This is a genomic window from Sabulibacter ruber, assembly GCF_017355955.1.
GTDB classification, from domain to species: domain Bacteria; phylum Bacteroidota; class Bacteroidia; order Cytophagales; family Hymenobacteraceae; genus Nibribacter; species Nibribacter ruber_A.
Genome location: NZ_JAFFID010000006.1, coordinates 160360 through 186344, shown reverse-complemented (window position 1 = coordinate 186344; position 25985 = coordinate 160360). Strand labels below are relative to the sequence as shown.

Genomic DNA, 25985 nt, shown 5'->3' with positions numbered 1-25985 from the left:
ACATGCAAACGTCCCCCTCCCCCATCAAAGTAGCGCTCGTTGACGACCATAGGCTCTTCCGCAAGGGCATGGCCGAGCTCATCAACGGCTTCAGCGGCTACACCGTCTCCCTGGAAGCGGAGAATGGGAAAGATCTGACCTCCAGGCTTTTCCCCGGGAGCCTTCCCGACATCGTTCTGCTGGATATCAGCATGCCCGTGATGGACGGTTTCGAAACCGCCCTCTGGCTGCAGGAGCACCACCCGGAGATAAGGATCCTGGCCCTCTCCATGAGCGATGACACCGAGACGGTGCTGCGGATGCTCAAAAGCGGGGTGGACGGCTACCTTCTCAAGAACGCGGATCCCTCCGAACTCCGGATGGCGCTGGAGGCGGTGGAAAGGGGCGGCAGCTATTACACCGGCAATGTGGTCGAAATCCTCAAAAAGGACCTGAAAGGCCTGCATCAGCCGGAAACCCAGCTGAATGAGCAGGAGGTCGCGTTCCTGAAACTGGCCTGCACCGACATGCCCTATAAATCCATGGCCCCTCTTTTAGGGGTGAAGCCCCGGATGGTGGAAGCCCTGCGGGAGGGCCTGTTCCGCAAACTGGAGGTGGGTTCCCGGGTAGGGCTGGCCGTCTATGCCATCCGCCACGGGATCTACAAGGAGCAGTAGTATCCCTCCTGCACCCAGGGCCAATCAGGTTGTCCGCCCGGTTTGCCCCCGGGAAAAGGCAAGTAGGGCCCTTGGGCTCCCGTCGCCGCTTCTTCTCCCGCGCGAGAACCTGCCCCTGGCATCAATGCCTCGGCTAGGCTCCGCTTTTCCCTCCGGGCCTTCGGAGCGGCTCCCTTGGGTAGTTTGGGTCCTTCCTGGCTGGCCCAGGTATCTCTGTGCTGAAACCCCGTCGGCAGCCAACGCCCGGCAATCGGGTGCGTCAGACTTCCTGGGAAGGTGGCCGGGGAATATGAAAGGACTGGGGTTTCCCCAGTGTACCGCAGGCCTTGCGGGGCTTGCTCAGGACTCCTGTTGGCCTTGGTCCTCTGCCCGGGCGGCAGGACAATTCTAACTCCTTCTGCGGGCCCAACCCTCCAATCCCATAGCAGCCGCTCTCAAGGGAACTGCCCCATTCGGAGCAATCTCCTGGGTTGTCGGAAGGCATGGTAGGCCGGATTATGGGTGTGAACCTCACCTTCCTCCCTGGATACCATGCTTCACAGGTATCTGGCGCCGCTACCTGGCCTTCACAGGGATGTTGCCTTGACCTGACGCCCGGGGCAGGTGGTTATTCATTTTTCCCCTATCGTTTTCTTCAACAGGACGGAGTCCTCATAATCAGGGACAAGTTCCGGGGGAAAATATGCCTGTTCCCTGAAGCCCGCCTTCAGGTAGGCCCTGATGGCCTTTGGGTTTCGCCGGGAAGGCTGGACATATACATACCTGCAGCCAAAGGTTTCTGCAAGGAAACGGCAAATCAGCCGCAGGGCCCCCGTTCCGAACCCTTGCCCCGTAAACCTTTTATCGGACAACCAGATATCCAGCTCAGTGGAATGGTCCCTGGGATCAATGTGATTATAATTGATCTGCCCTACCTCCTGGCCCTTGTGGGTAATGATGAAACAACGTCCCTTCATGGGCTGGGTCCCATCAAAGTAATAGTCGAGGTAGTCGTTGTCGAACTCCTCCCAGGAGGGAACCAGGGTATCCGGAAACTTCGGGGGCCCCAGCATCTCTGCCGTCAGATTGGAACGGGTTAACCACCGGAAAACCTTTTCCTTATCCTCCATTGTGGAGGGCCGGAGGGATATCGTCTCGGTTGTGGGGTTCTTTTCCATGTGCATCTACCGACCCTATTCTACTTCTCTGCGGTACTCACTGTGGGCATTTGTGGACTTTGGGCATACGGTGTGCCGGATGGATAATCCTGCTTTCGGGTGTCACCGGAAATCCCGCGCTATGTTTCAGGTACCCGTCCAACGGTTCTCTTCCGGCGTTCCCCGTTGGAGAGGTAAGCGCGCTAAGAACTGCCTGATGCTTCCCTGGATCCTATTCCATAGACCCAAAAAACTACAGGAAAGGTGATTACCCGCCCTGCTGTATGGCTCATGCCTGATGAGGTACCGGGGCATAGGCTGTGCTCGTAGGGTATACCGCCCTACCTAGGGCAGGGACAGTCAATACCATTCTTTGGCTAGGGCCTGTCCCTTCCCACGAATCTCCCCTTGCCCAACAGAAAGTCGATCGCCCTGGAGCCATTCCGGTCCACGCTTGCCTCCGTTTTCAGGGAAGAGATATACCGGACGATCTCTTGTCTTCGGGAGGGCGGTAGCCTGTCGAAGACTGCGGCCGCCTCCTGGTTCTCCCGGAGTGCCTTCACCAGTTGCGGGTGAGGTGCGATCGTCCTGTCTTCGGGGTCGAAGGCAATGGTCAACTCCACCTTCTCCCCGATCTTTCTGGGGGAATCCTTCAGCATGGATGCATTGATGTAGAGCCGCCAGGCACCGCTGTATCTCACTATGGTCTGGCGGAAGGCTTTCTCCCCTATCTTCCCACGGATCGGGATAGGTCCTTTGTCCCTGCCTGCGTCTTGGAAAACGGCCTGGAGTATTCTATCCGGGACGTGGACATAGGGGTTTGCCCCGATAATCTCTATGTACGCCTGAAATGTGTGGCCCGTCGGTACCATGTCAATGAGGTTTTCTGTGGGGCTCCCTGGAGGGCCAGGTCCTGGTTTTTGGGAAGGGCTTGGGAGCCTCCGTGAGCCAGGGGGAGGTTACCCTGGGATGAGACTTAACAGCCAGGTTACAAAAGACGCCAAGAGACCCAGCAGAAAAAATAGGAAACTGAATGTTCGATACATGGAGGTAGCCGGTTGATTACCTTAAGTTGTTGATTTCGGACCAAAGAAACAAGGATTTCTTCAGGCTGGTATTCCCTGGTTTGTCAGAGCCTATACTGGTCTCGGCCTTCCGGTTTCAACCATCCTTAGCAACCTCCACCTTCTTCAGCAGCCCCTGCACTCTGCTCAGGAAGGTTCCCTGAGTCCTGCCCGCGATGGCTTCAAGCAGGGTGTCTTATGCCTCCAACCCAAAGTGGAAGGATTTGAAGGTAAATCTTCCAAAGGAGGAAACTACCTCTGTCAGGTTTACCTTCAGGCTCGTTTCGATATTCTTCAGGATCGCTCTTTTCCCCCATTTACGGTGGTTTGGCAGCAGGGGCCGTAGGTACCTAAACGGGGAAGTGGGGTTTAGGAAAAGATGGAAGAGGGTCTTCGAGGACTCAGCAACAATCCCTTTCCTGGATAACTCACTTACAGTACGCCCTCCCAACATGCCGGGCTTAGGAAACATCCAAGAAAAAGCAGTAATTTGATTCCCTTGCAAGTCCATGCTTTTACCAGCTAGCCAAATCCCAGGGGCCGCTACTGCCGAGTCATGTGATAGCCCTAAAATAGAGACAATATGCCTTTCCCTATATATTCAGTGATCACTGGCACAGGAAATTATATCCCCGAGGCCGTCATCCCAAATGAGCAGTTCAAACAATCCGTCTTTTACGAGGCGGCCGGGGAAAGATCCCCCAAGCCTACCCCTGAAATCGTGGAGAAATTCGAGCAAATAACCACTATAAGGGAGAGGAGGCATGTTTCCGACGACCTGGTCACTTCCGATATCGCGTTCCTCGCCGGGCGAAAGGCGTTGCTGGCCTCTAAAAAGGACAAAGAACGGCTGGATTATATCATCGTGGCGCACAACTTCGGGGATGTCAAGGCAGGTGACAGGAAATCGGATTTGGTGCCCAGTATCGCGGCACGGGTCAAATACAGACTGGGGATCAGCAACCCCTTCACCATTGCCTATGATTTGCCTTTCGGCTGCGCGGGTTGGGTGCAGGCCCTTATCCAGGCTGACTACTTTCTCCGATCCGGGGATGCCAAAAGGGCACTGGTAATCGGGGCCGATGTGCTGTCCAGGGTGTCAGACCCCCATGACCGTGACAGTATGCTGTATGCGGACGGAGCAGGGGCAGTCGTTCTGGAGGCAAGGGAAAGCGAGAAGCCGATCGGCCTGTTGGCACACATCACCCGTTCAGACACCATCGAGACCGCCCATCTGCTCCGAATGGGTAACTCGAATAACCCTGATTTTGACGGTCAGGGCCTTTTCCTGAAAATGGAGGGACGGAAGCTCTATGAATACGCGTTGAAAACAGTGCCCCATGCGATTAGGATGTGCCTTGAAAAAGCGGGCATCCCCTTGCAGGACGTTTCCAAGGTGCTGATCCACCAGGCGAACGGCAAGATGGATGACGCCATCCTGAAGCGTTTGTTTGACCTGTACTCGCTGGACAGCATCCCCGAGAATATCATGCCGATGACCGTTTCCTGGCTCGGCAACAGTTCCGTCGCTACCGTTCCCACCTTGCTGGATCTTTTGCTGACGGGTGGCCTGAAAGGCCAGACCGTAGGCTCAGGCGAGTTGCTGCTTTTTGCTTCGGTAGGGGCTGGCATGAATATCAACGCCGCCGTTTACCGGATGCCCTAGCATCAATCTTTGGTGTATACAGGCCGGCATAGGGGTCATACGCAAGAGGCGGGGCATGTCCCAAGCCTGTCCGCAAACCAAAGGTCCCCAAGTTAGATAGTAGCCGAAGGCGTGCCGCTACCCAAGGTGCGGAGGGTAGGAAGTCCTGGGCTGTGGGGGGCGCAATCTCCTTTACCAACATGACAGGGGATCCGGGTTGCACGGCTGGGGCTTCCGCCTGCAAACACTGGAAATATTCCCAGGCACAATCTGATTCCATGCAACACTTAGGTGGAGGTTGTTTGAGCCTCTCTAAAGGGGGCGAGGGCTTGTGTAACCACGGAATCCAGCAGAGTTTTTGAGATAGCGACCGCACCTCGCCCCATCCCGGTTCGGAGCCTGCAGAAAGGAGGTCACGAAAGCTGCCCTAAGACAGTTGGACATGATTCCATAATCAGGGACTGGCTGTCTATGTTTTACCTTTTGATACCCCTTCAGCATTCCGCTAACGATTTCCGGTCTTCTGCCCGATATCCTCCCGTTGATCTCATTGCAATTAGTCTTCACTTGGAAGTCGCCTCTTATCTCTACAGTTCTTTCCGGGTTGATCAATGCAGAGTTCCCCTCCTTATCGGCTAATAATACAAGCGAGGATGAGTTGTAATCGTATTTTCTAATGAATTCCAGAGCTTCTTTTACGCTTTCTCCAACTGTGACGGTGAAAGCTTATCCTAATCCAACCACTGATGTGGTGAACCTGGAGCCAATATCCAAGCCAAGCGACGGAAGGGTGCTCAGGGGGAAAGTGGTGGAGGGCCGCGATGATTTCTTCGTGACCGTGCTGGCTAGAAAGACGATCGGTAAGCTTGGGGAGGTCCTGCAGCAGGTGAAATCCCGCAACTTCCTAACCGGATTGGCAATGGCCGACCTGGCGTTGACCTTTCTGCTGAACAACTTCCCCGATTAGTGCTACCTTGACCTGGGAAGCCGGTATTTCCCCCATTGAATGAAAACAAAGTTCGCCAACCTGAAAATACTTCACCAGCTGTTGGAGAGACTGCGGGATGATGAGAGCATTGCCTCCTCCAGGGTCCAGGATCTGATTTCCATCGCCCAGGATGAGGTGATTGAACTCGAGGCGGCCTCCGGTCCCCATTTCTACAGGACCGACCAGGCCTTGCTGGAGGCAAGGCTGTTTGCCATGAGCAGCAGAATCATTGATGCACTCTACGCCGCCCACTCCGCGGTCAACATATACCTCTGCGAAAGGGATGCTTTGTGAACTCTATCGTATGAAGGGCTGGGATTTTGCATTCAACTGACGAAAGATGCAGAAGAGTATTGAATACCGAATATTCTGAAAAGCAAAGGGTACCAGCAGGGGACCATCCCATGCCCAACCCCGGCTTTTTCTGCTGAGGTATGTTGAGGTCTCTTTTGGAAAAGCTGCCCTAAATGATAAAGCAATAAGGCCAAAGCGTCAGGTTCCACCGTATACAGCCAAACGGTTGAAAGCTATCCACATGGACGAGGAGGAATTGTGTATTGTAGAGCTTTAAAGGATTCTGACGGCAATGAGGGAATTCACCCTTGAGGGCCCTGAGGCGCTGATGGCTATCTCGGGGTACATCCGGGATGCAGTGGCCGCCATTGCCCAATACCAGGCGCACCCTCCTACTGTACAGGGGAAAGATACTTTTATCCTGATGTGCGCCTCAGACCTGAACACCGCTGAAAGGAGTATTCTGGCTAATGATGTGCACTAGGCGTATTGGTTTGCCAGGGCAGCCATCACCTTTTTCATCAACGGTATAAAGGGCGGCACCCCGAATCTGGGGCAAACATAACGAGTAGGCCAAAGATCATTGGTTTGCTTTTCCTGTAAACATCCCTTTCAAAGCACCCCAAGGGCACTGGTGAAGCACCTGCCTCTTGACCAATCCATAAAAAACATAGGTATCCTTGTCAAGCGGGTAGTAATACCCGATGAATATACTTACATTGAATTCGTTATCAGCGAGCCAACAGAGAAGGTACGTTAGCAGGCGGAATCAAATAACGGTATTGCAAATGACAGCGGAACATAGGCTTGGGCTTGGGGTATCGTCTTTGGTAGTGCTAGGCGTGATAGGTTTTACCGCATGGCTTTCGGACAGCGAAGATTCCCTGCCCTTTTTAGCTTTGGCGCATGTGTGCATTGACCTGTTCGCCCTTTACATCGGGTGTGAACTGTGTGAGCACAAAAACCTGACTTTAGGGATGCTACTGTTCTTTTCTGCCTGCATTACGGCAGCACTCGTTTGCTTTCTGATTATCGTGGCCTGAGCTCTTCCATAAAGTTCTGGGGCTGATTACGACACAGCGGAAACTCTCCTCAGCCCACGTCTCCCTTCAGCATGGGGAATCCCCTGGCATGCTATTGCCCGATCCCCTGGAAGCCAGCGGCAATGACCCACCGCAATGCCTTTGATTTTACCCAAGGAGCAGCTGTCCGGCAGATTGTCCGGGCCCCTTTGGTCCCCAATCCCGTCTGATGTCATATTTGAATAAAGTAAGATTTTATATAATTTTGAGTGCAGTTAAGCAGGGATTTTCCATAACAAAGGGCCTTTGATCCAATAGGTCGGGGCTATCCGGCTAGCTAGGATGGGTTGGGCTGCGTCACACCTGCGAAATCTGATTCAATCCATTCAAACCGAACGTTTTTTAGGCATGTATCCCCTGGAGAGAAACAATGTGAAGGTATTTGGCAAGGGAAAACAGGCGATGGTGTTCGGCCATGGGTTCGGCTGCGACCAGAACATGTGGCGCTACATCACCCCCTCCTTTCAGCAACGCTACAGGATTGTGCTGCTGGACCATGTCGGGGCCGGGCAGTCGGACCAGAAAGCCTACGACTACACCAAGTACGCCTCCCTGCGGGGGTACGCGGAAGACATCAATGAGATCTGCCGCCACCTGGGCCTCCGGGACGCCATCTTCGTGGGCCATTCGGTCGGGGCCATGATCGGGGTCCTGAGCGCCATACAAGAACCGGGTCTTTTCGAGAAACTGGTCCTGATCGGGCCGTCTCCCTGTTATTTCAACGACGGGGACTACACGGGTGGGTTCGAGCTCCCGGACATCCACGCCATGCTGGCGTACATGGAGACCGATTACCTGGCCTGGTCCAGTGCCTTCGCCCCCTTTATCATGGGCAACCCGGACCGTCCCTCGTTGGGGGAGGAGCTGGTGCACAGCTTCTGCAGCACCGACTCCCGCATCGCCCAGCACTTCGCCCGCACGACCTTCCTTTCGGATAACCGGGCCGACCTGGCGCGCCTGAAGACCAAGTCCCTGGTGCTGCAGTGTTCCGAGGACGTGATCGCCCCCACGGAGGTGGGCGAGTTCGTCCACAGGAACATCAAGGGTTCCGTGCTCATGCACCTGAAAGCCACAGGGCACTGCCCGCACCTGAGCGCGCCCATCGAGACCATCCAGGCCATGGATTCCTATCTCAACGCCTCGTGAGGCCCATTGGCCCGGATAATGGCTTTTTTGGGAAAAGATTCCTTGGCATTCTTCCACGTGATAGGCGATCTACGGGGATCGACTGGATCTGATACCTATCCTCTAACGGCGGATACACTTCCCATACCCGTATTGAACCTATCCGCTCGCCCGCATCCGCCCCTTCCCCTAGGCCTGAACCAACCCTACTCCCCCAAGTCCGTTTACCTAGGTATTCACTTACACCATCTAAAACGATAAGATATGATTGACCAGATCTTAGGACTTGTAAAACAGCACATAGGCGGCAATCCCCAAGTCGCTTCCACCATCCCGGCTGGGCAGGAGGAGGACGTGCATAACGAGATCGCCCATCAGGTGACGCATGGGCTGGCGGAACAGGCGGCCTCCCAGGGCGGGGTGGGCGGCTTGTTGTCTGCCCTGCAGGGAGGCACGACCGCCGGCAACCCGGTGACTTCGGCCATCGCCGGGGGATTGGTAAGCTCCCTGGGAAGTAAATTCGGGCTGCCCCCGGCGGCGACGGGGGCCATTGCGGCCGCCCTCCCGGGGTTACTGCAGCAATTCGCCCACAAGGCGGCTGACCCCAATGACCAGAGCATCACCCCGGACGGTATATCCCAAACGCTCTCCAAACTAGGCGGAGGAGGCCTTGGAAACCTAGGGGGGCTGTTCAGATAGCCTGAACGGGGCGTTGGGACAGGAATACTGACGGAACTCCCAGGGGAACTATCCCTCGGGCAATAGGTACCGGCTGTTAGTGGCGGGAGGTTTCCGCTGGCTTCTCCTTCCGCTGGCTTGCCTTTTTCCACCTAAGGTCTCCCGAACCCTCTAAATAATGCGGCCAGGAGATATGAGACAAGCAGCAAAAAGGATATTTGAAGCAGGAATTATTTTGAAGCGATACACTTGCCTTCCGTGAATGTCAGTTAGTGCTGTTTATCTCGGACGTGTTGCTCACAAATGCCGTCCCTGAAACTATGACCGGGTTTTCGTTTGTGATACGTTTGTCCGATATAATCTCCTCAGAGATATGGCAGATTAAAATACAGAAGTCCACATCCCTTTATACCGGCATTTTTTGGACATACCATTGTTACGTAAAGCTGCCTACCTACTCGGTGATTTGACCAGTGTTCTACCTGTAAAAGGGTATACACTGAACTCTTTAAGTGCTGGTTGCTCTATAAATCTTTCATAAACCCTACATATTCTTCCCACTCTTTTAACGTACGCACCGGTATATCAATTTCAGCGGTGGGCTTACACCCGGTATGTACCCACTGTTTCCCCGGAATCTTTTATCATGTTAACAATAAGGAACTCGCGGTTTGCCTCAAATTGAATAACCGTCCGATTGCCTTCCTTAGGGCCTCCCCCGATAATGATAGGATAGGCATGCTCCTGGCTTGGTGGGTGGATGCCATACCGATGCGTATGCCCTGAAATGACCATATCAACCTTATGTTTCTCAAAAAGAGGGTGAAAGAGCTGCCTGCAGTGCATGGTTCCATGCCAGTTCCCGGCGTGAAAAGGAGGAATATGCATCAGTACCACACGGTATTTGCAGTTTTTGAATTTTTTCTGCTGTAGTTCCTTTTCAAGCCACTCCGCTTGCCGCTCCCTAAAGCGGTCAAAATCCACAATATGCCCGTATTCGGGGTGATTGTCCTCTTTGTCTTCGCCTGAGTCTATCACAATCCAATGAACCGGACCCTGTTTGAAAGAGAAGTAGTACTCGTTGTCTTCGTAGGCGAAGTAATCCTTGAAGTTTCTCGCAAACTTTCCCCTTGTCTCGTGGTTACCCCTAATCATCAGGAAGGGAAATTCACTGGCAAATACGTTTGTGCAAGGCTTGAGCAAGTGATCGATGATTTGTCGCTCATCTGTCTGGTAGTCGAACATGTCACCGTTCAAGGCCACAAATTCATACGGGCGCTCTTTGTTCAAAGACAGCAAGTGGCCGAAGGAATGGGGACGGTCATGAATATCGTTAAGGATCAAGCAAGAGACGGAGGCAGCCTCAGGATCTCTGGTCTCAAACCGGAAAACCTGGCTGGCGATTTCCTCCCCATACTGAAGATCATAGGGGTCGAACTTTACAATTTGCTTACTTACCACCCGGTACTGGTATTTGGTACCGGGTTTTAACCCCTTAAGTTGAACGGAGTTCAATTGATTATTGGCCTGAATAAAACCATCTGAATGAGCAAACGCTTTTTGGTTTAGCCTTTCCTCCCCATACTCTACCCAACTAAAGGCATTCTGATTGGTCAGGAACATGATATGCACGTCCTGCTCGGTCAGGTTCTGCAAATAGGGAGCTGTACTGAACTCAAACTTGGCAGCACTTACGGGAGCAGCAATCGCCTGCGAAACGGGAGTTGATGCTCCAAGGGCTCCGACCAGGGTTATCTTCGAAAGGTCTCCTATGAAGCCTCTTCTGTCCAGCTTCTTTGCATTTCTCTTTTGATCAGAAGGATTCATAATTAATCTGGTTTGTACTTAAAGTTAGCGATCACCGGAAAGTGGTCAGAAGCCTGGTAGGCCCACTGCGGTACCTCATAGTTGGAGACAGACAGCTTTTCCAGGCCCGTGTACATAATATAATCGATTACCCGATTGGGGTTAGAGGTAGGGAAGGTCGGTTGACCACAGATATTGTTTCTGCACCCTAATACCAGTTGCGTGCGCAGAATGCGTACGGGCTCTGAATCTGGTAACGCGTTGAAGTCAGCCCCCACAATCACAGGCTTGTCAAAGCTCCTTACCAGGCTAGAAAACTCTTCGGCCTGCCGTATCCTGTTTGCCTCATTGCTTAGGTGGTCAAAATGGGTACTGACGAAATACAGTTCCTCTCCTCCTACTTCCACGGTGATACGGGCCACCGACCTTTGCTCCCCTCCTACCTCAGGTACCACACTTAGCGTGTAGGCTTTCGCGTCTTTGATCGGAATTCTGGACAGTACAGCATCGCCATACTCACCGCCTCCGTAATCCATGGCCCTAGCGAAGAAATACCCCATGCCACACAACTTCGCTAATTCCCTGGCAACGTGTACATTTACCCCGTTTCTTCTGGTATACACATCCACTTCCTGTAAGGCAACCAGGTCCGGCTTTACCCGATTAATGACATCGGCAATTTTTTGAAGGTCAGGAATACCCTCAGGTCGTGCGCCCCAGATGTTATACGTCATTACTTTAAGGGTAACGCTTTCCTTTACTGGTGTTACCTCAGCGTTCTCTTTGTCGCTTTGGCAGGAGAAAAGTAGAGAAGCCAGGGCAAGGCAACAGAACAGGCCTTGCACCCAGTTGAATAATCGGATTAACATGCTTGAATAGCCCACCTTTACACCGTATTAAAATGCCTGGATTTCGGCTGTATGCGTTCTATACACGCCTTGGTGGCTGGCATTGACAATCATCTTGAAATATCTCGCCTCCATGGCCGTAGGGAAATAGATGGTGTTAGAGGCAGTGTTTTCCAAGACGTAAGAATCCGCCTTCACCCAGTTTTCACCATCGTTGCTCACCTCAATGGTGATGTCGCGGGGGTTACCGTTCCCCCCAATCTGGTTCACCCTGCCAAATATCTCCAACCCATGGATTACCCTACGCTCCTGCATGTCTATGGCTACAAAATGCGGGTGATCGGGGCGGTATCCGTTAGCGTCTCTTCTCCATTGGGAATGCCAGTAAGTATCTACACTGCCGTCAAAGGAGTGATGCGCCCTGCCACCTGTTTTAACGCCATCATTTTCATCTGATGAATAACTGTGCACCTTCCAGTTTCCCTGAGGGATTTTCCCGTACGGATTCTCCTTGTAGTGACCAGACACGAGGTAGTAGATCGTTTTCAGCTCTTCGTTCACCTGCACAGGGCCGCTTGCGTTTTTGATACTTACCGGCAACAGATGGGGCCGGGGACCTGTCAATCTAAGTGGGTTCACCTCAATAGTGAGGCTGTTGCTGTTCGCTTTACCCGCCGGAAGCACCACTGAGTTGGCACTCATCCGGTAACTTCCCTCCGGCATGACCGGGTAATCGGTTCCGTTCATGGCATTAAATTCCTCAACCAGGGCGGTATTTACTTCAAGATGTACCGTTACATCCTGCTCCTGAAAGTTAACACCTCCATAACCAACCCCCAGTTTTATTGTATCCCATTCATCCCTCATGGTATAGGAGTATTGAACAGGGTTTTCCAAGGCATCCTGTAAGAAGACTTTTGAATAGGACGCCGCATCCGGCACCCCAAACTCTTCGGGGCTACAGGCATAAAAGCACTGCAAGATTGCAACCAAGGGAAGCCAGTAAGATTTAGTATTTAGTTTCATTTTATTCTGTTTTTGAATTTACCAACCAGGGTTCTGCACAGCGTTAGGGTTCCTTTCTATTTCGCGCTGAGGAATAGGAAACAGGTAGAATGCTTTTCTGAAGACCCTGTGCTCAAACACGGTTCTCTGGAAGAAAGCAGGATCTGTGGCGCTGCTGCCAGCATTCACGTTCATCCCCCAGAATGGACCGGCATCAGTCTGTTCCGCAATTTTCCATCTTCTGGTATCAAAGTAGCGCAGATGCTCCATCGCCAGTTCTACTCTTCTTTCCCGCCAAATCCGTTCTCTCATGCCGCTTTTACCGTTGTCAGAGGCATAGCCAGGTATACCGCCTCTTTCCCTGATCATATTGAGATACCGCAGTACGTCTGGGTGGCCAGGGTTAAATTCATTCAGCGCCTCTGCGTAGTTGAGTAGTACCTCGGCATAACGGTACATGACAAGCGGACGGGCTACATACTTGCTTTCCCTTGGGTTACTGTCCGGATGGACGTTCTTGCGGAACAGGTACCCTGTCTCGGAGTAGTCATGTGACCCTCCTTTACCAGATTCTCCTTTAAACCACAACTCAATCTCCCTTACCCCTAAGCTGGAGGTTGTATTGATCCAGTTACCGCCACTGTAAATGACAGAGGCGTAGAACCTCGGCTCGCGGTTTACATACATATTGAATGTTTTCGCCTTAGTATACTTACCGGCTGTGGTTGAAAAGCCGGTTTCTGAGTAGCCGGAAGAAGAATTGATAACAGGCGAGCCATCAGAGTTGTACCCCAGGATAGGCGCTTCTCCGTTCGCCATGTGGTAAGTATCCACTAGCTTTTGCGTGGCACCCATACTGGCAAATCCATTGGCCAACCGGGGGGTTAGGGAGCGTTCGTAACTTGAGAGGGAGTTTGAGTTTCTGGCAAAAATCCACTCTGAGTTCCACGGGTCCAGGAACAGATCGCGGTAAGAAAGGAAAGGATCAAAGACACCATTGGTCCCGTTCTTCTTATAGAGCGCCAGCAGTCCTTGTGATTCGGCTAAGTCTATGACCACCTTGGCTGCATCTGCCGCTCTTTTCCACTTCTCAGCGGAGAAAGAAGTATTCATCAATGGTGTTCCGTCTGGATTCACAAACCCGTTGTAATCCGGGTTCCCATTGAACAAAGGGCTGGCAGCGTACAGCAACATACGGCTCTTCACGGCCTGGCACAGCAGCCCTGTTGCTCTGCCGAAGTCTCGCTCAGGCTGCAAGGTAAAATGCAGAGGCAAGTCCTGGGCTGCCAGATCCAGCTCCTTCACAATGTATTCAACACAGGCATCAAAGGGAGTTCTGCTCATTTGCATTCCTGGGTTGTCGGTAGGCAGATCAGGGGCAATCTCCTCGTCACCTATAATGATGACTGGGCCGTACTGTTTTAAGAGCTCGAAATAGAAAAAAGCCCTCAAAAACCTTGCTTCGGCTTTGTATTGCCTGATTAGGTTTGCCCCCTCTCTGTCCTGCAAAATCTGCTGGTTACCATCTATGTGATTGAGGAAGGTGGTAGCCGAACGGATTCCTTTGTAGTAATGATCCCAGAAAACCCAGTAGTTGGAGGCCGCGCTCCAGTTACCCAGGTTCACCCGGTACGGGGTGTTACGCTGGGATACATCAATGTCGTCCGAGATCACATCCCAGGGCGTGTTGTTGGTTCTGTGCGCTTCGTCCCGCACGTAGTTATACACGTTGGCCAGGTAAGATTCGGAGAGGTCCTTCCTGCTGAAGACCTCCTCCAGCGTCATGATGTCATCCGGCACCTGGTCCAGGAAATCCTCGTTACATGCGGAGGAGATGAGCATGAGGCATGACAGAACCACAGCAGAGAAAAAACTTCCCCGCCTTTTATTTGATTTTATATTCTTCATCTTGATTCGGTTTTAAAATTTCAGGTCGATGCCCAGCGTATAAGAGGAAACATTGGGGTAGCTTGTGCCTCTTCCGTCCCCCAACTCCACGTCCCAGAACTCAAAGGGACTCCAGGTGAACACATTGAAGCCGGCCAAAAAGATACTGGCATTGTCTAGCCTAAGCTTCTGGGTGAACGTTCTGGGTAAACCGTAGCTTAACTGCACGTTCTTGAGGCGCAGGTAGCGTCCGTTCTTTACCCACCAGGTGCTGGTCGCGTAGTTGTTATTCGGGCTACCGTCTGAAAGCCTTGGGTAGAAGGCGTCCTGCCGGGGGTTGTCAACTGTCCAACGGTCTTCGATGTTGCTTAAAAGGTTGCCACGGCTCATGGAAACCGGGAAAGGGGTCACTCCCTCGCCGTTCATGTAGATGTCTACATTCCCTACTCCCTGGAATAAGGAAGAAAGCGTGATGTTCTTGTACCCAAGGGTTAAACCAAAACCATACACGATCTCCGGGATGGTACCGTGACCTATCGGAATGCGGTCGAAGTCATCTATTCTACCGTCTCCGTTTACATCCTGAAACTTTATGTCTCCTGGCTGTACTGTGCCGGGGTGGAGTGGCCCATTGGCGATTTCCTCCTCAGTTTCGAACAGACCCAAGGCTTTCAGGCCAAAGCGCTGCCCCACCTTTCGTCCCCTCTGGTCCAGCCATGGATAGGTAGGCGCAGGCTGGTCGTTCTCAATAATCTTGTTTCTGCTGAAGGTGAAGTTTCCTATCGCCTGTACAAAAATGTCATTGAAGCGTTTGGAGTAGGTAAGGCTGGCATCCATCCCTTTGTTCTCGATTATACCGAGGTTTCCGTAAGGCGCTTTCTGTAACCCGACATAGGCCGGAACAGCACTTCTGTTAAGGAAAATACCCTCTCTTAGTTCCTTGAAGAAATCTACCTGCAAGTTCAGATCGCTGTTAAGGCTATATAAGTCCAGGCCCAAGTTGGTTTTGGTTGCCGTCTCCCAGCTTACATCCACTCCGTACTCGCCTATGTCATAGCCCTCGTAATTGTTTCCGCGGTCTTTCCCAAACGAGTATCCAGTGGTGGAGCCAATGGTGGACACATAGGCAAAGCGGCGGCCTGTAATCTGGCTATTTCCCACTATGCCGTGCGAGAACCGAAATTTCGCCATGGGGAAAATCCTGGAAAGAGGTTCAAAGAACTTTTCCTCGCTTACCACCCAGCCCAGCCCAACCGAAGGGAAGAAGCCGAAGCGTTTGGCCGGGGCGAAGTTCTCAGACCCGTTATACCCGAAGTTCAGCTCCAGGAAATACTTGCTGTCATACCCATAGGTGCCTCTACCGGAAACCCCCATGTAGCGGTAGGGAAGAGAACTGTTGAAGTCTCCGGCCTGGGAGTTCAACATATCGCTCTGGTTGTACAGCAGCATACCTTTTACCTCGTGCTTCTTGAGGAACTTCTCGTAGTTGAGGGCGCTTTCAAAGTAAATGGTGCGTTCACCAGAACTGCTGCGGCTGAAGTTCAGGTACCGCTCTCCTCTGTAGGTCTCCTCATACAGCATGTTCCCGTTTTCATCGCGGCCGGTGGCCAGGAAAGTATCAGGTCTTTTGGTGCGGCGCATGCTGGTGTAATTGTACACGTCAAAGGAGAACATAGCGGTGGCAGAAAGGCCATCCACCAAGAACGGCAGGTCCTGGGTTACCCTCAGGTTGGAGAAGAGCTGGTTCCGCCACTGGTTGGCGTAGCCGGTGGCGGTCAGGTTCCCGTACGGGTTATCCAAGGCCCCGGAGCGTTGATCCGCAATCTCTCCGTTCTCGTAGCGTACTGGGTGGATGATGGGGGTGACGTAGTAGGCTTTCTCGAATATGGTCGCCTGCCCTGCCCCCGGATAATTTGCGTTGGCCAGGTACCCCTGTACCCCTAAGTCAACTTTGGTGGTGCTGGATGCCTTTACAGAGAGATTGGTGGTGAGGTTATATCGTTTAAAACCTACCTGATTATTGTAATCCACCAGATCACCCTGCCTGTACAGGCCCACCTCGTCAAAGAAGCTGGTTCCTACGTAGTAAGTAGCACTTTCCGAGCCTCCGCTGATGTTTAAGTTTGCCCTACGCTGGCGCCCGAAATCGTTGAAGAGCGCATCCATCCAGTCCACGTTCGGATACAAATAGGGATCCGTGCCCTGCTCGGTCATCGAGATAGCCTCACTACTGTAGATAGGCGCCCCTCCCCGGTTCATGATCGCCTCATTGGACATGCGCATATAGGTCGGGCCGTCCGCGAACTCGGGCAGTTTGGTGAATTTTGTCACGCCTTCATAGTAGCGGAAGGAAAACTTAGGTTTGCCAGGCGTTCCTCTTTTGGTTTTGATGATGACAACGCCATTCGCACCCCTAACGCCATACACGGCAGTTGCCGAGGCGTCTTTCAGAACGGTGAAACTCTCAATGTCCTCGGGATCCACGTTGGACATTTCCCTTGGGGTACCGTCTACCAGCACAAGCGGTTTGCTAAGCCCCTGGCTGAAGGTGGAGATACCGCGTATCCAGATGTCGGAATCATCAAAGCCGGGTTCACCGGTACGCTGCACCCCAATCACGCCTGCCACCCGCCCCGCCAGGGCATTGGTCAGATTTGCCGCCGGTACCTGTAACGCCTCCACCTCCACGGAAGACTGCGCCCCTACCAGACTGGCTTTTCGTTGCGTACCAAACCCAACGACCACCACTTCGTCCAGGGCAGCATTGTCCTCTTTCAAAGCGACATTCAGCACTTCCCTGCCCTGAACCTGAATACGCTGGGTCAGATATCCTAAATAGCTCACCACCAACACAGCATCAGAGTCGGCATCCAGGATGTAGTTGCCGTCCACATCGGTCAACGATCCTTTGGCAGTACCCTCCACCGCCACAGTTGCTCCGGGAAGGGCTACTCCTTTTTCATCCGTTACCTTGCCCCTGATGGTAATGTCTTTCAGCTTTTGGGCGGATGGGCGCGCAACTCGCCTTTCACTCACCCCAATGGTATAGTCTATCTGCTTGAAGTTAAACTTCGCCTGCTGGGAAACCGATTGCAGAAGGCTCTCCAGGTCTGTTTCTGTTTTGGATAAGGTGACCGTTTGCCTGAGATTCAAGTCACTTCTGTAGGAAAATTTGAATCGGGTCTGTTTCTCGATTGCTTGAAAAAGGTTTTCAACGGTAGGGGATTGTATATTGAGCTTAACGAAGGTCTCCCTAAGGTTCTGCCCTTTCACTTCACTTGCCAGGCTGATGGAGGTTCCCACAGGGGCTACAAGCCCTATGATGAAGACCCGTATCGTCAGCCGCAGGAAAAAGCTGCATAGATGTTTTCTCATATTCTCGGTTTCATTGTTAAATAATCCTATTTGTCAGCTAGCATAACCTTTGGGAAAGCACTATGAACACTCAACAGCCTTTGGCTTCTATGACGAGTTTCTTGCCTTCAACCTTGTAGTCGATATTGATGGAGAACTTGATCAACTCCATTAGTTCTTCCAGTGATAAGTTGGTATAGGTGCCGGTAAGCTGGCAAGGGGCACCGGACTCTACCTGCACCGAGACCTTTACTCCATACCATGCTTCCAGCTTCGGAGCTATTTCCCGTAAAGGCGTCTTATTGAAAACAAGCTTTCCTTCCACCCACCCGAAAACGCTCTCGGGATGGGTAACACCAGTCCTGGACAGTTCTCCATCACGGAGCATCCCTTGCTCATTTGGGAGGAGGAAAACGGCACTCTCTCGTTTCTTGTCCTCTACTTGTACTTTTCCGGTTCTTACCGAAACTATTTCTGAAGCAGATTTATATGAGGAAACATTGAAGGAGGTACCCAATACTTTCGTCCTCAATCCTTCTGTTTCGACTACAAAAGGCAGGTGCTCGTTTTTCTTTACTTCAAAAAACGCCTCTCCCTGGAGCTTCACTTTCCGCTCCTGTGAAAAATCCTGAAAGACTGTAAGTTGGCTATTACTGTTAAGGTAGGCGACAGAGCCATCTGGCAACACAAGCTTTTTTCTTAGGCCCGGGCCATTGCTGTACACATCGAATAAAGCCTTTCCCGATTGTGCAGCGGTACCAGTTGGAGTTTGGTACTGGTAGAAAAAGCCCAAGCCCCCGAGTAGAAGCAATATGGAAGCGGCAACGCTGATGTATGTGCGCGTCACCGTCTTCTTCTTTGCTGCAGGCGAGGGAATGTTTTTAAGGGTCTTTTTGAATAACTCCTCCCGAAACTGCTCTTTGCTCAATGTTGTATAAACAACTGCCTCCTGTTCTTCCTGCTCATGGTACCACTGGTCTAATATGGCTTTTTCCTCTTGAGAGATGGTGCCTCTCAGAGCTTTGGAGATAAAGAGTTCAATCTGTTTCTTGGTGGGCCTATCCGCTTTCATTGTAGGTAAGTGATGGAAAGGGGATATCACTACCTCTGTTTCTGGTTAAGCGTTTGTTAAAATTATTCCGTTGTATTTAACATAGACTTAACGCATGATTTTTGGCAAAATCATGCAGTTGTTATTGCCTAGCAGCCCAATGGTATGCCTGGCTCCTTTCCAAAAGCTTAGCTTGGTTTAGGAACGTTTTTCTGATAACAGCTCCAAAATATATGTCCAAACACAGCCTAGGGCCGGTAAGTGGCCAGCATTACGCGTCTTAAAAGCAAATAGAGGATAGGTTCACCGATTACCTTACACGATTTACCAGAACAGTAAACAAGAAGAATTTAAACAGTGTGTGTTGAATTTGGTTGCCTTGACAAGACCCGTGGCGGGCTAGTTAGGCAAAGTAAGGAGGAGGAGGAGCGGGGCATAGTCCTTAAGTTCTGCCCTTAGAATCGTCAGGGACTTGTGGAGGCTATTATGGACGGTTTGCCGCGATATTTGGAGTGCATCGGCTATTTCATGGCTTTTCAGCCCCTCAAAGCGACTCATTCTAAATATTAACTGTTGTTTTTCTGGAAGCTGATCTAATGCTACTTCCAAAATTCCATAAAGCTCGTTAAACTCCAGAGTAGCATCACAAACGCTTAGGTGCACGTTATCCAGAGTGTCAAGTTCCTGCTCCCATCGCCTGTTTTCAAGCACTTTGAAGACCCGGTACTTTACCGCAGTATGAAGGTACGCGCTCAGGTTTCCTGTGATCTGCAGTTCATTTCTCCTCCTCCAGATGTCGGTGAAGACCTCCTGAACAACATCGTTGCATTCATCCTGTGACTTCAACCGCTTGAGAGCAGAGGCATACAGCGTCTCCCAATATCTATCAAAAATTTCTTTGAAAGCGTTGGAGTCATTCAGCTTTATTCTCTCAATCAATTCTATATCTGCCCTATGCACTTCCATCACTATGTTTTCCCCAAAGGTATTGGAAACAGAAATTCAGTGGGATTACATGTACTTTACTAAATTGTTAAAAAGGCTTTTCCATTGCTCTATAGTTCCCCTTCTGTTCAGTGCTTAGGTGAGCAGACTTGCCCCGCACTACTTGCCAAGCGCCTCCCTCCCGGCTATAGGAAAGTGCGTATTGGGGACCTATGCTAAGATAATTGTTTTGTCGCATGTTTTCCGGAGAGGCTCCACCGGAATCCCTACTTTCAATAGCTTCTCCCAAGCAAGATGGACTCCTCAGGGTTTCCTCAGTTTCTCTGTTGCCGATAGGCGGGCGTGGAACAATCATCACCGATGAGAGCGCCTTGTGTGGAAGTAGGCAAGACGTGTGAATGTCCTTTGATGTCTGATCGAGTTGAAAGTAGGGATGAATGGTCTCTTTGGGAGAGGAGATGTTCCCTGGATTGTCTGCATCGTTCCGGATCCATTTCTGGTCCTGTATTAATACTAATTGAGAGCACGGTGGGTTTGTATCCAATATGTTTTATATCCATCGGATAAATGAATTACTTACTTGTGAGTATAGCTTCCCTATATAATTTAAAGTAATTTGAAAATAGGAATCAAGTCCGAAGTATTCGCTGCTTGATTCCACGGCCCGGCTACCAGTTTTACCCCACACGAAGGATTATGTGACAGCAAGTAATCACCCAACCGGAAGAGCAAATGAAAAAGGCATGCCTTATCCTCATTTTTACCTGGGTATGTTTCTCTGATGGGCATTCCCAGAAGAAAAGCTCCCTTCAGGAGCTAAACCTGAAAGGTAATGTGGTTGCAGTCTACGAGAACGTCTTCAAGGCCGAATATAGGGGTGGGAAGTGGGAAGAAGGCGAGAAGGACTACATGGGGCATACCCTCACCCATTTCAACGAAGAAGGGAATATAACCGAAAGCGTTGAGTTCGATAGGGATGACAGGGTCATAAGAAGGCAGGTATATCTTTATGACACCGACGGATACCTGAAAGAGGGGCTGACCTCTGACTCCACCTCAAAGCAGATCACAAGGCAGGTGCATATCAGAGACTCGAGGAACAGGGTTGTGGCTGTGCAGAATTATGAAAGAGATGGAGAAATGGGCCTCATCCATACCACCGAGTACAGCGACAGTGGAAAGCCGGCCGTCAAAAAGATCACCAACCGTGAGGGCACGGTGTATTACATCCAAAAGTATGAGTGGGATGGGGACCACATGAAGGCCCAGACAAACCACCGCTCCTCAGGGGAACTGGAGGCCACGGTATACTTTACCCGGGACAAAGGAAGCAGCGAGGTAACAGGGATCCATATCATCACGGCTAACGGAACGGTTGTGAACGACCTGGCGCTGTGTTACGAATTCGATGAGAATGGCAATTGGGTGAGTAAACTCACGGTTGACAGAGTGGGGAGGTATTCCACCTTCACGAAAAGAAGGTTTGTTTACCGATAGTATCTGTGAATACTATCTATGGAGATTTATCGCCTCGACAAGGGAAGCTCGAATTGGAGTCGAAGTTATAGGAGGTGTATCCAATAGTTCCTCTTGTTCTTCTTCCTTATGCCACCTAGGATTCTATAAGAAGAAATATTTAATGGTTCTACTACTTTCAGGGGGAGGACTACAAAGCACCCCGACTAATTGAGGTTATGGTTTGTCGGTCAACTGCTTATGCATCATATAGGCGGTGCGCAGGGACAGCTATGCTACTTTGTGACAGTTTCATGTGTTTCTACCAGTACTTAACTGTCGCACAACGGCCTCGTGCATGAGGCGTGCAAAGCCGTCGCTGTAGCATGGTTTATGCACCAGGAGGACCGTCGCTTAGTACCAAATCGCCTATAAGCATACAGACAATGTTAACTTTTAATATAAGGGAAAGTAACGAAAATGATTTTGAGCCCATATTCGATATCTGGGTGAAAAATCAAGGCCAAGCTTTAGGCAAACCCCTGCCCCTGGAGAATATAGGAGAGTTTAAACAAGAACTCTTTCGGGTATTTTCAAACGTCTCCCAATCTGTTTTCTATGTTGCGCATCTTGAATCAGGTCAAATAATCGGTTGGCAGGCCTTGACACCGGTATTCTCAAATCCGCTCCTGAGCAAGCTTATCGCTCAGTCCAGCACCTATGTAGATAAGGAGTTCTTCAAAGAGAATGTAGGCCAGAACCTTTTCAACTATGCGGTCAATGATGCCAGAAGAATCGGGATTAGTCAAATCTATGGCTGGGTAAAACCAGGTAATAATGCAGCGGAGAGAATTGCCGAAAATTTCAAGCACCATAAACTATTCATACCTAACCCAGCCAATGGTAATGTTCCAGCCTTCAATCTGTATGTTATAGAAGTTGAATAAACCGATGCAATTGCTTGCCCTGAATTAGGTCGTTGCGATTCTTTTCCTTGGGTATCTGCTCGCATACTAGGGCGCCCGTTTACAAATTCAGTTATTGGTTCAGAGCGAAGCCTCCGCCGCCCCTACTTTTCAGAAAGGCGCCTAGTTAGCTCTTCCCGGTAATGGGAAACATTCTCAGTCTGCGAGACGTGGATTCCGCAGCAAGCAAGCAAGCAAGCAAGCAAGCGTTTTAGGGATTGTTGGTGTGGCCCAATAATACCGTCGGCATCTGAGATGGGACAGTGCCTCAAAATCCCGCTTCGACTTATCTAATCAGGACTTTCCTGGTCAAAGGGAGGTCCAAACCGAGGATCCTCAGGAAATACATGCCTTTCGGTAGGGATGCTGAATTCAGCAGCACCCCCTGGAGCAATTCCGGGCCATTCGCGGCCCGGTTCAGAACCACTCGGCCCGACCCGTCATAGAGTACCAGGTCGACCCGGCCGGCAACGGAGCGTGCATCCCCGTACCTCACGTAGAAGTCCCCCTGGGTAGGGTTAGGGGAAAGCACCAAAGGAGAGGCGAGCTTACCCGCTTCCTCCTCGGTCCCGGTGACGGTCTTCGCCTGGCTGCTTATCCTGACTACCCAGTAGTCATCCATTCCCCGCCCGTCCTGCGTTCTGTCCCAACCCAACCCGGACAGGGAGTATCCCCCGACGAGGAAGTCCCCTCCCGGCGTTTCCAGCAGGGAAGTCAGCAGCTCATGTTCGTGCCCTCCCAAGGTTTTGTCCCATTGCTTCCCCGCGTCGGCGCCGAGTTTGACCACCCAGTAATCATAGGTGCCCGTGTTTCTCGATGCCTCGGTCTTGTCCCGGGTTCCGTCCGAGGAGGACTCCCCCCCTACCAGATAGCCTCCGTCGGAGGTCGGGATGATCCTGGTGATACGGTCGGACCCATGCCCTCCGTACCTCCTTGACCAAAGGGTGTGGCCGCCCGGGTTCAGCTTGACGAGGTAGAAATCCTCCAGCGCGGTCGTGTTCGGCGTTTCACGGGCGTACGTGTTGCCCCCCAGCAGGTAGTTTCCGTCGGAGGTGAGGACAGCGGAACCCAGTTGGTTGTCCCCCTCCTGCACAATCGTCCGGTCCCACGCCTTGTTGCCGTTGGCGTCAACCTGGACCACCCAGAAGTCTTCGTCCGAGGAATTCGCAGTCTTGTGGCCGCTCGCCTTTGAGTTAGAGTATCCACCCAACAGAAAGCCTCCCTGGGGAGAAGCCACCAGGGAGGTAAGGAACTCGGAATCATCCCCGCCGAAGGTCCTGTCCCATTGCTTCTCTCCCCTGGCATCGACCTTTACTACCCAATAGTCCATGTACCCCCTGGTGGCCTCCGACTTGTCCAGCCCGACACTTGAGGTGGAGCTACCCCCGAGCAGGAACCCCCCGTCCGGGGTGGGGACCACGGCAGCCAGGTAATCCGACCCGTTCCCCCCGTAGGTTCTGTCCCATTGCACCTTCCCCGCCTTGTCTATCTTGAGGACCCAGTAGTGCCAAAGCCCTTTCCTCGGGGATGTCTTGACCCCGCTGACCGAACCGTCCGAGTGGCCTGCCAGCAGGTATCCCCCATCGGGCGTCTTGACGATGGACCTGAGCATGTCAGTTCCAAGGGAGCCGTAGGACCTGTCCCAGTCCTTGCTGCCGTCCTCCCCTATCTTCACAAGCCAGAAATCCTCGTATCCCCAGGAACCATGGTACTCGGTCCTGTCCCCGCCGATCTGGGAATTGGAGGTTCCTCCCAGGAGATACCCTCCCCCGTGCGCGTTGACCATATATTCCAGCCTGTCCCCGCCGCTCCCCCCAAAACGCCTATCCCAAATCTTGGTGACGGGGACAAGGCTTGGCAGCACCTTGTCCGTAGGCTTCACTTTCAGTACCCATATATCATTCCCGCCCCTCGGATAGCCGGATTTGTCACCGCCCTCGTCCGACTTGGAGTAGCCACCCAGAAGGAACCCGCCGTCAGGGGTGGGGAGCGCGGCACCCAATACATCAGCCTGGGTGCCCCCGAACGCCTTGTCCCATTCCTTGTTGTACTCCCGGTCAAGTTTGAGGACCCAGAAGTCGAGATCGCCCCTGCTGACATCTGTCTTATCGGTGGAGGCGCCGGAGGAGGAGGAGCCTGCCAGGAGCATCCCCCCGTCGGGCGTGAACAGGATAGAGGAGAGCTGGTCCTCATAGTTCCCTCCATAGGTTCCGTCCCAGAGCTTTGTGCCATCGGCAGCCAGCTTCACTACCCAGAAATCCATCCGGTACCCCCCGGAGTAGGCACTGACGTTGCCCGCCGATTTGTCGAACCCCTTATCCGAGTTCGAGTTTCCGCCCAACAGGATATCCCCCTGGGGGGACATGACGACGGTGTTCAGCTGCTCCCAACCCTCGCCGCCCAGGCTCCTATCCCATAGCTTGTTCCCCTCCTCATCGGTTTTAACCACCCAGTAATCGAGGCTGCTGCCGTGGTTGCCCTTTCTGGGCTCCGTCTTCTCGCCTGAGGCGTCCGACCCGGAGGTCCCCCCCAGGATATACCCGCCGCCCGGCACCAGGGCAATGCTGGAGAGGTCATCCAGGTAATCCCCCCCGATGGTCTTATCCCATAGCTTGGTGCCGTCAGGGCTGAGTTTTATGATCCAGTAGTCCGTCTGCCCCCTTGTCGCCCCGGTTTTGTCGCCGGATATGCCCGAGAAGGAGGAGCCCCCAATGAGGAATCCCCCATCCGGTGACTGCACCATAACCTTGAGCTCGTCCTTTGTCGAGCCCCCGAAGGTCCTGTCCCAGACTTTGTTGCCGTTGCCGTCCAGCTTGAGGACCCAGTAGTCATCATTCCCCCTGGTACCCTCCGACTTGTCCCGCATGGCGGCACCGGACCAGGTGGTCCCCCCGACCAGGTACCCGCCGTCGGCCGTGGGTATGACCGAGGATAGGAAATCCATGCCCCCGCTGGAGAAGGTCTTGTCCCAGGCCTTTGTGCCGTCGGCGCGTAATTTCACCACCCAGTAGCTCCTGGAGCCATTGCTCCCCACCGTCAAATCCCCTACGGCGCCTGAGTTTGTAAACCCTCCCAAAATAATTCCCCCGTCGGGGGTGATGGCCATGGAGCGGAAGATGTCATCCCCGTCCCCGCCCAAAGTCCTGTCCCATTTCTCGAAGACAGGGATCTGGGCCAGTATACCGTTGCTGGTCAAAATAAGGGATACAAACAGGGCAAGGGTGTAGACAAGCTTTGTTGTTGTAAAAAAACGCATATGATAATCTTCTATAGAAATGGCGTAGACTCGCCTGGGGGTGTATTGAGGGATCCTATTGTCCTTTAAAAAGTCTAAATATACAGCTTCAGGCCCAACACCCGTTACTCCCGGGACGAGATTCAACCATTCTATTTTTACCTACTGCTTCCCAGCTAAAAGAAACAATTTTCCGGTTGGCCAGCCTTGGCAGAAGCATACCCGAAGCCAGACGGGGCGGCGGATTAGTGGCAAAGGGGGCCGAGGGCTAGGGCTATCCCTCTCCGGTTGTCGTAGGGACAGGGCAGCCCGGACCCTCGGAAGTGCAATGGAGCATTCAAGGGTTGGAAAAACCCGGTGCAGGGATATATGTATGCTGCTGGTCCAGGGCAATGAATACCAAATGGGACTGGACGGTACATCGGGGAGAAGGAAAGTGGGACACGGTCCGCAGGTGAAAGGGCCGGAGGGCACCTATCCGAGGAGGGATCTTCTAGCCGAGGTAAAATCCTTACCCTGTAGGGGATGCTCTGTAGAGCAGATGTCCTCTCTTCATATGAATGGATATCGGGGACCAATATGGCGGCCTCCCTGCCAAGGAGCCCTATTTTCGTCAGAGGAGGAAAGCCCTTCCCTTCCCAAACGCCGCCCTATGCTTTGCCCTCCGCAGCCTGGGGCCTGAGGGAGACCTGCCCGGGGTAGGAGCCCGGGATCTGGTCCCCGAGCAGCCTGCCCCAGGGGCGCAGGCCCTCTATCCGGTCGAAGA

The 25985-nt window shown here is 52.4% G+C and carries 19 protein-coding genes; 9 read left to right on the top strand and 10 right to left on the bottom strand.

Translation table 11 applies throughout. The features are described from left to right. Window positions 1-2 precede the first annotated feature (2 nt). Window positions 3-656, top strand: coding sequence for a response regulator transcription factor (locus tag JT719_RS22690; RefSeq protein ID WP_207436053.1), 654 nt, complete (start codon window positions 3-5; stop codon window positions 654-656). A gap of 611 nt (window positions 657-1267) precedes the next feature. On the opposite strand, the gene JT719_RS22685 is transcribed toward JT719_RS22690, so the two are convergent. Both JT719_RS22685 and JT719_RS22680 read right to left on the bottom strand, forming a co-directional pair. Next, on the bottom strand, window positions 1268-1813 hold the full coding sequence (locus tag JT719_RS22685) for a GNAT family N-acetyltransferase (RefSeq protein WP_207436052.1): 546 nt from the start codon (window positions 1811-1813) through the stop codon (window positions 1268-1270). Window positions 1814-2169: 356 nt separating this feature from the next. Further along, window positions 2170-2664, bottom strand: coding sequence for a YdeI/OmpD-associated family protein (locus JT719_RS22680; RefSeq protein ID WP_207436051.1), 495 nt, complete (start codon window positions 2662-2664; stop codon window positions 2170-2172). Between the two features lie 775 nt (window positions 2665-3439). On the opposite strand from JT719_RS22680, the gene JT719_RS22675 reads away from it, so the two are divergent. The 6 genes from JT719_RS22675 (at window position 3440) to JT719_RS22650 (ending at window position 8689) form a co-directional block, all read left to right on the top strand. Further along, window positions 3440-4522: a 3-oxoacyl-ACP synthase III family protein gene (locus JT719_RS22675; RefSeq protein ID WP_207436050.1), complete on the top strand. Its 1083-nt coding sequence runs from the start codon at window positions 3440-3442 to the stop codon at window positions 4520-4522. Between the two features lie 655 nt (window positions 4523-5177). After that, the gene (locus JT719_RS22670) at window positions 5178-5468 is read left to right on the top strand and encodes a hypothetical protein (protein WP_207436049.1); all 291 of its coding nucleotides are present in this window, start codon (window positions 5178-5180) and stop codon (window positions 5466-5468) included. Window positions 5469-5507: 39 nt separating this feature from the next. After that, on the top strand, window positions 5508-5783 hold the full coding sequence (locus JT719_RS22665) for a hypothetical protein (protein WP_207436048.1): 276 nt from the start codon (window positions 5508-5510) through the stop codon (window positions 5781-5783). Between the two features lie 292 nt (window positions 5784-6075). Next, complete coding sequence (locus JT719_RS22660) at window positions 6076-6267, top strand: hypothetical protein (RefSeq protein WP_207436047.1); 192 nt, start codon at window positions 6076-6078, stop codon at window positions 6265-6267. Between the two features lie 946 nt (window positions 6268-7213). Continuing rightward, window positions 7214-8011 carry an alpha/beta fold hydrolase gene (locus JT719_RS22655; RefSeq protein ID WP_207436046.1) on the top strand — a complete coding sequence of 266 codons (798 nt, stop codon included), beginning with the start codon at window positions 7214-7216 and terminating at the stop codon, window positions 8009-8011. Window positions 8012-8254: 243 nt separating this feature from the next. After that, a complete protein-coding gene (locus JT719_RS22650; RefSeq protein ID WP_207436045.1) occupies window positions 8255-8689 on the top strand; it encodes a DUF937 domain-containing protein in 435 nt (144 codons plus the stop codon). Window positions 8690-9271: 582 nt separating this feature from the next. Here JT719_RS22650 and JT719_RS22645 read toward each other — a convergent pair. From JT719_RS22645 to JT719_RS22615, 7 genes are all read right to left on the bottom strand, one after another. Continuing rightward, on the bottom strand, window positions 9272-10495 hold the full coding sequence (locus tag JT719_RS22645) for a purple acid phosphatase family protein (RefSeq protein ID WP_207436044.1): 1224 nt from the start codon (window positions 10493-10495) through the stop codon (window positions 9272-9274). Window positions 10496-10497: 2 nt separating this feature from the next. Further along, the gene (locus tag JT719_RS22640) at window positions 10498-11343 is read right to left on the bottom strand and encodes an endonuclease/exonuclease/phosphatase family protein (RefSeq protein WP_207436043.1); all 846 of its coding nucleotides are present in this window, start codon (window positions 11341-11343) and stop codon (window positions 10498-10500) included. Window positions 11344-11370: 27 nt separating this feature from the next. Beyond that, on the bottom strand, window positions 11371-12348 hold the full coding sequence (locus JT719_RS22635; RefSeq protein WP_207436042.1) for a BT_3987 domain-containing protein: 978 nt from the start codon (window positions 12346-12348) through the stop codon (window positions 11371-11373). Between the two features lie 18 nt (window positions 12349-12366). Further along, entirely contained in the window at window positions 12367-14169 is a 1803-nt protein-coding gene (locus JT719_RS22630) for a RagB/SusD family nutrient uptake outer membrane protein (protein WP_207436041.1), read from the bottom strand. A 78-nt stretch (window positions 14170-14247) separates the two neighbouring features. Beyond that, window positions 14248-17589: a SusC/RagA family TonB-linked outer membrane protein gene (locus JT719_RS22625; RefSeq protein WP_207436040.1), complete on the bottom strand. Its 3342-nt coding sequence runs from the start codon at window positions 17587-17589 to the stop codon at window positions 14248-14250. A gap of 70 nt (window positions 17590-17659) precedes the next feature. After that, window positions 17660-18640: a FecR family protein gene (locus JT719_RS22620; RefSeq protein WP_207436039.1), complete on the bottom strand. Its 981-nt coding sequence runs from the start codon at window positions 18638-18640 to the stop codon at window positions 17660-17662. Window positions 18641-19018: 378 nt separating this feature from the next. Further along, the gene (locus JT719_RS22615) at window positions 19019-19585 is read right to left on the bottom strand and encodes an RNA polymerase sigma factor (RefSeq protein ID WP_207436038.1); all 567 of its coding nucleotides are present in this window, start codon (window positions 19583-19585) and stop codon (window positions 19019-19021) included. A gap of 711 nt (window positions 19586-20296) precedes the next feature. Between JT719_RS22615 and JT719_RS22610 the strand changes: the two genes are divergently transcribed. Both JT719_RS22610 and JT719_RS22605 read left to right on the top strand, forming a co-directional pair. Continuing rightward, complete coding sequence (locus tag JT719_RS22610; RefSeq protein WP_207436037.1) at window positions 20297-21061, top strand: hypothetical protein; 765 nt, start codon at window positions 20297-20299, stop codon at window positions 21059-21061. Between the two features lie 404 nt (window positions 21062-21465). Further along, window positions 21466-21966: a GNAT family N-acetyltransferase gene (locus tag JT719_RS22605; RefSeq protein WP_207436036.1), complete on the top strand. Its 501-nt coding sequence runs from the start codon at window positions 21466-21468 to the stop codon at window positions 21964-21966. A 304-nt stretch (window positions 21967-22270) separates the two neighbouring features. Here JT719_RS22605 and JT719_RS22600 read toward each other — a convergent pair whose 3' ends face one another. Continuing rightward, the gene (locus tag JT719_RS22600) at window positions 22271-25240 is read right to left on the bottom strand and encodes a T9SS type A sorting domain-containing protein (protein WP_207436035.1); all 2970 of its coding nucleotides are present in this window, start codon (window positions 25238-25240) and stop codon (window positions 22271-22273) included. Window positions 25241-25985 lie beyond the last annotated feature (745 nt).

Coding starts and splice junctions, on each gene's coding strand:
- JT719_RS22620 (WP_207436039.1), bottom strand. CDS start 18,640: ATGAAAGCGGATAGGCCCACCAAGAAACAGATTGAACTCTTTATCTCC.
- JT719_RS22625 (WP_207436040.1), bottom strand. CDS start 17,589: ATGAGAAAACATCTATGCAGCTTTTTCCTGCGGCTGACGATACGGGTC.
- JT719_RS22640 (WP_207436043.1), bottom strand. CDS start 11,343: ATGTTAATCCGATTATTCAACTGGGTGCAAGGCCTGTTCTGTTGCCTT.
- JT719_RS22650 (WP_207436045.1), top strand. CDS start 8,255: ATGATTGACCAGATCTTAGGACTTGTAAAACAGCACATAGGCGGCAAT.
- JT719_RS22605 (WP_207436036.1), top strand. CDS start 21,466: ATGTTAACTTTTAATATAAGGGAAAGTAACGAAAATGATTTTGAGCCC.
- JT719_RS22615 (WP_207436038.1), bottom strand. CDS start 19,585: ATGGAAGTGCATAGGGCAGATATAGAATTGATTGAGAGAATAAAGCTG.
- JT719_RS22635 (WP_207436042.1), bottom strand. CDS start 12,348: ATGAAACTAAATACTAAATCTTACTGGCTTCCCTTGGTTGCAATCTTG.
- JT719_RS22630 (WP_207436041.1), bottom strand. CDS start 14,169: ATGCTCATCTCCTCCGCATGTAACGAGGATTTCCTGGACCAGGTGCCG.
- JT719_RS22655 (WP_207436046.1), top strand. CDS start 7,214: ATGTATCCCCTGGAGAGAAACAATGTGAAGGTATTTGGCAAGGGAAAA.
- JT719_RS22660 (WP_207436047.1), top strand. CDS start 6,076: ATGAGGGAATTCACCCTTGAGGGCCCTGAGGCGCTGATGGCTATCTCG.
- JT719_RS22690 (WP_207436053.1), top strand. CDS start 3: ATGCAAACGTCCCCCTCCCCCATCAAAGTAGCGCTCGTTGACGACCAT.
- JT719_RS22645 (WP_207436044.1), bottom strand. CDS start 10,495: ATGAATCCTTCTGATCAAAAGAGAAATGCAAAGAAGCTGGACAGAAGA.
- JT719_RS22685 (WP_207436052.1), bottom strand. CDS start 1,813: ATGGAAAAGAACCCCACAACCGAGACGATATCCCTCCGGCCCTCCACA.
- JT719_RS22675 (WP_207436050.1), top strand. CDS start 3,440: ATGCCTTTCCCTATATATTCAGTGATCACTGGCACAGGAAATTATATC.
- JT719_RS22600 (WP_207436035.1), bottom strand. CDS start 25,240: ATGCGTTTTTTTACAACAACAAAGCTTGTCTACACCCTTGCCCTGTTT.
- JT719_RS22665 (WP_207436048.1), top strand. CDS start 5,508: ATGAAAACAAAGTTCGCCAACCTGAAAATACTTCACCAGCTGTTGGAG.
- JT719_RS22680 (WP_207436051.1), bottom strand. CDS start 2,664: ATGGTACCGACGGGCCACACATTTCAGGCGTACATAGAGATTATCGGG.
- JT719_RS22610 (WP_207436037.1), top strand. CDS start 20,297: ATGAAAAAGGCATGCCTTATCCTCATTTTTACCTGGGTATGTTTCTCT.
- JT719_RS22670 (WP_207436049.1), top strand. CDS start 5,178: ATGAATTCCAGAGCTTCTTTTACGCTTTCTCCAACTGTGACGGTGAAA.